General features: G+C 72.0%; 5 protein-coding genes. All 5 read left to right on the forward strand.

Annotated features, from left to right (window positions below):
- Positions 1 to 34: 34 nt before the first annotated feature.
- Positions 35 to 2752 (forward strand): hypothetical protein, encoded by a 2718-nt coding sequence (locus ACFPM7_RS29210; protein WP_378251057.1) that lies wholly within the window; start codon positions 35 to 37, stop codon positions 2750 to 2752.
- Between the two features lie 3 nt (positions 2753 to 2755).
- Positions 2756 to 4720: a WXG100 family type VII secretion target gene (locus ACFPM7_RS29215; RefSeq protein ID WP_378251058.1), complete on the forward strand. Its 1965-nt coding sequence runs from the start codon at positions 2756 to 2758 to the stop codon at positions 4718 to 4720.
- Positions 4721 to 4734: 14 nt separating this feature from the next.
- Positions 4735 to 5196, forward strand: a complete 462-nt coding sequence (locus ACFPM7_RS29220) for a YbaB/EbfC family nucleoid-associated protein (protein ID WP_378251059.1) — start codon at positions 4735 to 4737, stop codon at positions 5194 to 5196.
- Positions 5189 to 5512 (forward strand): hypothetical protein, encoded by a 324-nt coding sequence (locus ACFPM7_RS29225; RefSeq protein WP_378251060.1) that lies wholly within the window; start codon positions 5189 to 5191, stop codon positions 5510 to 5512. The genes ACFPM7_RS29220 and ACFPM7_RS29225 overlap by 8 nt, the downstream gene beginning before the upstream one ends.
- A 50-nt stretch (positions 5513 to 5562) precedes the next feature.
- Positions 5563 to 8103 (forward strand): WXG100-like domain-containing protein (locus ACFPM7_RS29230; protein ID WP_465251847.1); only part of this gene is annotated, 2541 nt, incomplete at its 3' end.

The raw sequence follows: 8103 nt of genomic DNA on the forward strand, positions 1-8103 counted from the left end.
GAGCCCGCCCGTACCCATCGACAAGGTTGGAAACATGGCTGCGATCCCGGATGTCGGTATCTACAACGCCTCAGCGCCGCACATGCCCGTCTCGGCCTATGACACCCTTGAGAAGCTGATCGATGTCACGGCGGGTCTGATCACCCAGGACGGCGGCGGGCAGTCCAGCGACTCCGGCAACCACACGGCGGAGGCGTGGTACCGGCTACAGACCCAGGTCGACGCCGCGACCAAGCGCCTCGGCGAGGTCAACGACGCGATAGCCAAAGAGGTCAAGGTCCTCGCCGACAACCTCAAGGGCGTCGCGGGCGACGCCTACAACGGCTTCCTCCGCGAGGTGCTCACCGAGAGCCAGGAGCTGTACAACACCCTGCACGCCAAGCAGTTCGGCACCAAGGTCGGCGACATCGGCCACTGCATCCAGTGGTTCGCCACCGAGTGGTGGCGCATCATCGAGGAGTCCGAGGCCAACCGCAAGGACGCCGAGGTCAAGGTGGTCGCCCTCGCCGCGGCAGAGCAGGAGCGCATCCAGACCGTCGAGGACGCCCAGACCGTCATCGACAACCTCAACACGAGGATGGACCAGGTCAACGACGCCGCGGAGAAGGCGCTCATCACCAGCCTCCAAGAGCTGCTGGGCGAGATGGTCCGGCAGTACAACGCCCGCGGCCAAGACCTGGCCCCGCTCTACATCGCCGGCGGCGACCAGCCGTCCAGTGGCGGGGACAACAACAATAACAACAACAACAACTCGAACAACGACGACGAGAACCAGTACAACCCGCCGGACACCGACGAGCAGCAGCAGAACGTCCCGGCCAACTTCAACGCGGGCAGGCTGGCCGAGGCGGCGATGGGCACGCCGGGCCAGGAGTTGATGTCCGGCCAGACCGCGGGCGTCGACCCCCTGGGCGCTGCGGGCGGTGGGACTGGCGGTGGGACTGGCGGGGGCACGGGCGGGGCGGCCGACGCGGCGAAGAAGGCCGCGATGGACGCCATCGACGGGGTCAAGGCCAAGACCACCGACCCGGAGGCCCAAGCCGCCCTGGACGAGGCGAAGGACGCCGTCGGCAAAGCGCTCGACGGTGTGGGCGGTGGCACCGGGGGCGGCACCGGCGGTGGCTCAGGCGGCGGAGTCCCCGGCGCGGGCGGGGCGCTCGACGCGGCCAAGGACGCGGCGAACAAGGCCATCGACGGCATCAAGGGCGGCACCACCGACCCGGAGGCCCAGAAGGCGCTGGACGACGCGAAGAAGGCCGTGGGCGACGCGCTCGACGGCCTGGGCGGCTCGGGCGGTGGGCTCGGCGGCGGCATGGGCGGCGGCACCGGCGGCGGTTCCGGCGGCGGCTCGCCGAAGTCCAAGGCGCTGGACGACGCCAAGAAGGCGGCCATGGACGCCATCGACGGAATCGCCGACAAGACCGACGACCCGGAGGCCGACAAGGCGCTCGAAGACGCCAAGAAGGCTGTCGGCGACGCCCTCGACGGTCTGGACACCGACGCCCAGAGCGCGCTGGACGAGGCCAAGCAGGCCTCCGACAAGGCCTTCGACGACCTCAAGGCCAAGACCGACGACCCCGAGGCCAAGCAGGCCCTCGAAGACGCCAAGAAGGCCGCGGGCGAGGCGATCGGCAACATCAAGCCCGACGGCGGCGGCGCGGAGTCGGCCCTGCAGAAGGCGGGCGAGGCGGCCAACAAGGCGCTGGAGGACGCGCTCGGCAAGACCACCGACCCCGAGGCGCGCAAGGCGCTCGAAGACGCCAAGAAGGCCGTCGGCGACGCCATCGGCGACATCGACCCGGAGAAGGCAGGGCTGCTCGGCGACGCCAAGGACAAGGCGCTCGACGCCATCGACGGCATCGGCGACAAGACCGACGACCCCGAGGCGCAGAAGGCGCTGGACGACGCCAAGGACGCCGTCGGCAAGGCGATCGACGCCATCGGCGCGGGCGGCGACGGACCGGCGGGCGACGCGCTCAAGTCGGCGGGAGCCGAGGCGAGCAAGGCGCTGGACGAGGCCATCGCCAAGACCACCGACCCCGAGGCCAAGAAGGCACTTGAGGACGCGAAGAAGGCCGTCGGCGAGGCGATCTCCGGCATCACCCCGACCAAGAGCGACCTGCCGTCGACCGTCTCCGGCGGCCCCGGCTCGATGGACCCGGAGGCCAAGGCCGCGCTCGGCGAGGCCAAGCAGACGATCGGCAAGACCCTGGACGACCTCATCGCCAAGGAGAACGACCCCGAGGCCAAGCAGGCGCTGCGCGACGCCAAGGACGCCGTCGGCAAGGCCATCGACGGGATCAAGGCGCCCGGTGCCGAGCTGAAGGACTTCCTCGGCGGCGGGGGCAGCGGTGGCGGGTCCGGTGGCGGCTCGGGTGGCGGCGTCGGCGGGCTCGGCAGCGGCGGCGGCGTCGGGGGCATCGGCGGTGGTGGAGCGGGCGAGGCGGTGCCCCGCGCGCAGTTCGACACCGACGTCGCCCAGCAGCGCGGCCTGAGCACCACCGGCGGCGTGCAGACCGTGTCCGGCACCCCGCAGGGCGCGGCGTTCCCCGGCTCCTCCGGCGGCATGCCCATGGGCGGGATGCCGATGGGCGGCATGCCGATGGGGATGGGCGGCATGGGGGGCATGGGCGGCGGCCAGCAGGGCAGCGAGCGCGAGCCGCAGATCTGGCTGCAGGCCGACAAGGACGCCTGGAGCGACGACCCGGACGCCCAGGACGACGCCGTCCTCGGCCGCACGACGAGGACCTGACCCATGGGGGACAGCCCGCCCAACCCGCAGCCGATCCCCGACGACCCGTGGCTGGAAGGACTCACCTTCGAGCAGGTCGCCCAGCTGGTCACCGGCGTCGACCCGGAGGTGTTCCACCGCCGCGCCGCCGCCTTCGACCAGGCGGGCGCCCGGATGCAGGACGCCCTCGACCAGGTGCGGCGCGAGATGAACGCCGTGCGCGAGGTGTGGACCGGCCGGGCCGCCGACGACTTCGACGCCGTCGTGCGCGAGGTGACCGCCAAGGTCAGCGGGGCGCTGCAGCACCTGCACAGCCCCGGCTACGGCGCGACGCTGCGCGCGGCGGCCGACCGCCTCGCCGACCACCAGCGGCGCTTGCGCGACCTGCAGGGCCAGAAGGCGCAGCTGGAGAGCGCGCCGCCGGTGGCGGGCGGACCCTCACCCGAGGAGACGGCCAAGCTGACCGGGGACTCGGCCAAGCAGGTCCTGCGCGACCTGCGCATGGCGTACTGGGAGGTCGGCAACGCGATGCCGGTCCTGCCCTACAAAGCGCCGCAGGTGGTGGCCGACACGACCGTCGTGGACAAGGCGCAGGTCATCGCCAACGGCGGCAACCAGCCCGTGGTGCGCGCGGCGGTCACCGATCCGCTGGCGGGCGGGCCCTTGGGCGCGCCCGGCCAGTTCGTCGGGACGCGCCTGCCCGGCGGCGGGTTCGGCGGCTTCGGCGACGGCGGCCAGGCGGGCGGGTTCATCGGGTCGGGCGGGTCAGGGGGCTCCGGCGGGTCGGGCGGCTTCGGCGGTTCGGGGGGCTCGGGAGGGTTCGGCGGGCAGAACGGGGGCGGGCACGACTCGTCCGTGCTGGGCCGCGGCGACCCGTCCGGGCCGGGCTGGGCGCCGATCGGGCCGGGCGCGGTGTTCGCCGCCAACCAGGTCGACCCGACCGGGAACGCGGTCATCGGGCAGCGGTGCGCCCCGGCCGCTCCCCGCGACCAGCTCGGGCAGCTCGGGCAGCGCGGCTCCGGGCTGGACATGGCCCCGCACGGGGTGCTGGGCAGGCCGGAGGCGCGCGGGGGAGCCGACCCCGGGGCCAAGGGCGGGCCCGGGTCGAAGGCGGGCAAGGACGGCAAGGACACCCGCGAGAGCCTGGACCTGCGCCGCGACGTCATCGAGGACGCGCTGGAGCAGGACGCGCGGACGCTGCCGGAGACGGTCTCGGGTGGGACCAGGCCCGTCGAGCGGGGCACGGACGGCGAGGACGCCGCGATCGGCGGGAAGGCCGACGGCCGGGAGATCGGGTCGGCGGTGCCGACGGAGATCGAGGGCAAGCCGGTCGAGGAGAAGCCCATCCGGACGGCGGTCGACCCGCCGCCGGTGGTGGCCGCGAAGGCCGGGGAGGTGGCCGCCCAGATCGCGGCGACCTCGGGGCACCCGGTCGTCGCGGGCCAGGACGGGTCGGGCCAGGACGAGAACCAGGGGTTCGCCAAGCGGCCCCTCGGCGGCGGGCTGGATGTCGCGGGCGCGCTGCCCAAGCCGCTGCCGGACGTGGGCGGTGTCATCGCGGCCTCGTCATCCGGGTCGGCCGGGGGAGTGGTGCAGGCGTTCTCCCCCGAGCTGCGCGCCGGGCCGGAGGGGCTGCGGGTGCCGGGCGAGGTCGTCGCCGGGCCCGTGGCGCCGGGACCGGTCGGCACGGCGGCGTCCGCGCCCATGGGCGGGATGCCGATGGGGCCGATGATGATGGGCGGAATGGGGATGGGCGGCATGGGCGGTGGGTCCCAGCAGGGCGGCCGGATGTCCGCGGTGCCCAACGAGTTCCGGCCCGAGCTGTGGGACCCGGTGACCGGCGAGCCGCTGGCCGTCGGCAGGCGTGAACCCCAGCGCGACCCGGAGCCGTGTGAGTCCCAGCAGCGGAAGCTGTCCAAGGACGAGGTCCAGGCGCGGCTCGCCGAGAAGTTCGCCGAGCTGGACCGGTTGACGGGGCGCAAGACCTGACGAGGGGAATGGCCATGGCCGACTGGAACTCCGCGGACCCCGCCCAGGCGGCGGAAGACGCCTTCGCGAGCCTGGAGCGGGAGACCCGCAAGCTGGCCGACCTGGGCAAGCACTGGGACGAGGCCGCCACCGTGGTGCGGGCCAAGGACCACTCGCTGGAGATGACCTTCGACGGCCGCGGCGAGCTGGTCGACCTCACCTTCAACGCGGCCAAGTACCGGGCCATGCCGCCCGCCCAGCTGGCCGCGGTGATCATCGAGACGCTGCGGGCGGGCCGGGAGCAGGCGCAGCAGAAGATGGCCGAGCTGATGGGCGTCGGCGACATCCCCGGCCTCGACCTCGACGGGCTCGTCAGCGGCCAGGTGCGGCCCGACGAGATGCTCAGCGCCCTCATCGGCCCGATGTTCCAGACCCTGGGCGACTTCGGCATCGACGACCCGCGCCCGACCAAGCGAGAGGAACGCCGCAATGGCTAAGGACTTCTACCTCGACGGCCAGGAGTTCGGCGTGGTCACCGGCGACCTGCGCCGCACCGGCTCGAACCTCGGGGACGACCAGGCGCGCCTCACCACCACGCTCAGCCAGTACACCGGCTGCTGGGGCGACGACGAGATCGGCAAGGCGTTCGAGACCAACTACTGGGGCAACTCGGAGAAGGTCCGCCTCGGCAGCGGCACCGCGGCCGAGGGGATCGTCAACACCGCGGACAGCGCGAAGAAGACCGGTGAGGTCCTGACGAGCGTCGATGAGGAGACCGCTCGCCGCCTGGACCTGGAAACCACCGCAGAGTGATCGTGGCAGTGCACTCGCCAGTCGGCCATGGGAAGGAGGTGTTGTGAGAGATGGCTGACGGCGAGGGCGTGACCGGCGCGGGGTCGCACATGACGACCGAGCTGCCCGCCGGTCTGCAGAAGTTCTTCAAGGTCACCCTGGGCATGACCTGGCCGGAGGGCAGCGAGGGCGGCCTCAAGGCGATGTCGCAGGCGTGGCTGGACTTCCAGGACTCGGCGGGCCTGCGGGCGGGCGAGATCGAGGCGCTGATCCCCCGGCTGAACCAGGCCATGCAGGGCGTGACCGCCGACGCGCTGGCCGACTACCTCAAGGAGGTCGGCGTCGGCCTGCGCGAGGTCGAGACCGCGGCGGGCGAGTTCGCGAAGATGACCAAGACCGCCGCCGCGGACATCCAAAAGGGCAAGATCATGCTCATCGCCATGGCGGCGATGGTCCTGGCCACGGTGATCTCCCTCATCGCCTCCCTCTTCGGCGCCTTCGCCGTCCCCGGCGCGCTGGCGGCGGGCCGCATCGCCCTCGGCGAGATCTGGAAGGCCATCGTCAAGAAGATCACCCAGCTGACCTGGCAGAAGGCGGCCGAGTTCGCCGCCAAGCTGACCTGGACGATGGGCAAGTACGCCGCGGGCGGCGCGGCGTTCATGGGCGGCCTGGACCTGAGCATCCAGGGAATCCAGATCGCCTTCGACGGCAAGGACGGCGTCAGCGGCCGCGACGAGATCGACTGGGAGTCCATCAAGGGCTCGGTCGTCGGCGGCGCGATCGGCGGCGCGGCATTCGGAGCGTTCCACGGCATCGGCAAGGGCATCGCGGGCATCGGGAAGAACGTCAAGCCACCGGGCTGGGTGCGCGGCGTCGGCCAGATCGGCTACGCGGGCGGCCAGATGGGCATGGTCGCGGGCAGCAACCCCTTCGTCAACATGGCCACCGGCAACGACGACGAGATCTGGGCGGGCATCCTCGGCGGCGCGTCGGGCTACCACGGCAGCAAGGGCATGTCCGCCAGGGTGGACCAGGCCGTGGGCAACTTCACCAAGGATGTCGCCGGACGTTTCGGGATGAAGTTCGACACGCCAACCCTTCCCGTCGACCCGGAGAAGCAGGCCCTGCTGGGAGACAACGACTCATCACGGTCTACATCTGACGGTGATTCGGTCTACGGCGACGGTGATTCGATCCGGTCTACTTCGGACGGCGACTCGGTGTTCAACGAGCCGCTGGTGATTCCGGACGGGCCGCTGGAGACCAGTGGCGGGTACTCGGGGGGCGGGCAGCCCATCGGTGTGGGGGAGGGGCGGTTCGGGAGTCTGTTCAGCGGTGGGCAGGATGGGGTGCGGACCACATCGGACGGGACATCGGGCGGGACGTCGGGCGATGGCTCGCCGGTGGTGACGGAGTCCGGGGGTCGTGAGGGCGGCCGGGAATCGGGTGGACAGCGGGGTGAAGGCTCGGAGCAGCGCGGCACCGATTCGCGTGGCGATTCGCGCGGCACTGATTCGCGCGGCACTGATTCGCGCGGCCTCGATTCGCGCGGCACTGATTCGCGCGGCCTCGATTCGCGCGGCGACTTCGACGGCACGGCCAGTCGCCAGGGCGAGGGCGGCTTCGGCCAGCGCGAAGGCCAGATCGGATCGGACTCCCGCATCACCACCGACGACTCCACCCAGCAGCACACAAACCCGTGGACCGCCAACCAGACCCCCACCACGGTGCAAGGCGGCCCCGTCCCGACCCAACTGGGACAAGGCGGCCTCGGTGGCGGTATGCAGTCCGCCCCACTAGGCGGCAACTCGACCCAGTCGGGTCCGCAGGCAGTCCAGGGCGGGCAGAACTCGCAGCCGCCGACCCAACAGTCGGGCCTACAAACCAGCACGCAGCCGAGCACCCAGATCGGCCAGCCGAACACCCAGCCTGGCCAGTTGGGGACGCAGTCGGGCCAGCCGAACACCCAGCCTGGTCAGCTGGGCACCCAGTCTGGTCAGCCGGGCACTCAGACCGGTCAGCCTGCTCAGCCGGGTACCCAGTCTGGTCAGCCGGTCACGCAGTCGGGCCAGCCGAACACCCAGACTGGTCAGTCAGGCCAGCCGGGCACTCAGTCGGGCCAACCGGGCACCCCAACGGGCCAGCCGGGCGCGCAGTCTGGCCAGCCTCTCAACCAGTCCGCTCAGCCGAGTACCCAGTCGGGTCAGCCGAACTCCCAGCAGAGCAACCAGTCCGCCACGGGAGGTGGCTCCAAGGGCGCTCCGGTGGTGACGGAGTCCGGCCCCCAGACCACCACCGGCACCCGAGGCCAGTCCCTCCTGGACACCCCCGTCCCCGAACTCCGCACCCCCGCCCTGGCCGACACCCACACCTCCACCCCCCAGCCCAAACCCACCCTCTCCATCGACACCTCAGTCGCCACCCGCACCACCGACCCCGTGAGCCCACTAACCCCCACCGACGCCCAGTCCCGCCCGACCGGCCCGGTAAGCCCCATCAGCCCCGTCACCCCCTTCCCCCAGACAAGCACGCAAACCACCCCCGCCCCCTTCACCCAGACAGGCGCCCAACCTCTCCCCCATCAACCAGGTCCTCTCCCCGCTGGGCATCCA

The organism is Actinokineospora guangxiensis (assembly GCF_042657845.1).
Lineage (GTDB): Bacteria > Actinomycetota > Actinomycetes > Mycobacteriales > Pseudonocardiaceae > Actinokineospora > Actinokineospora guangxiensis.

Excerpts from the sequence above, each read along its gene's own strand:
- ACFPM7_RS29210 (WP_378251057.1), top strand. The coding sequence starts at position 35 with ATGGCTGCGATCCCGGATGTCGGTATCTACAACGCCTCAGCGCCGCAC.
- ACFPM7_RS29225 (WP_378251060.1), top strand. The coding sequence starts at position 5,189 with ATGGCTAAGGACTTCTACCTCGACGGCCAGGAGTTCGGCGTGGTCACC.
- ACFPM7_RS29220 (WP_378251059.1), top strand. The coding sequence starts at position 4,735 with ATGGCCGACTGGAACTCCGCGGACCCCGCCCAGGCGGCGGAAGACGCC.
- ACFPM7_RS29215 (WP_378251058.1), top strand. The coding sequence starts at position 2,756 with ATGGGGGACAGCCCGCCCAACCCGCAGCCGATCCCCGACGACCCGTGG.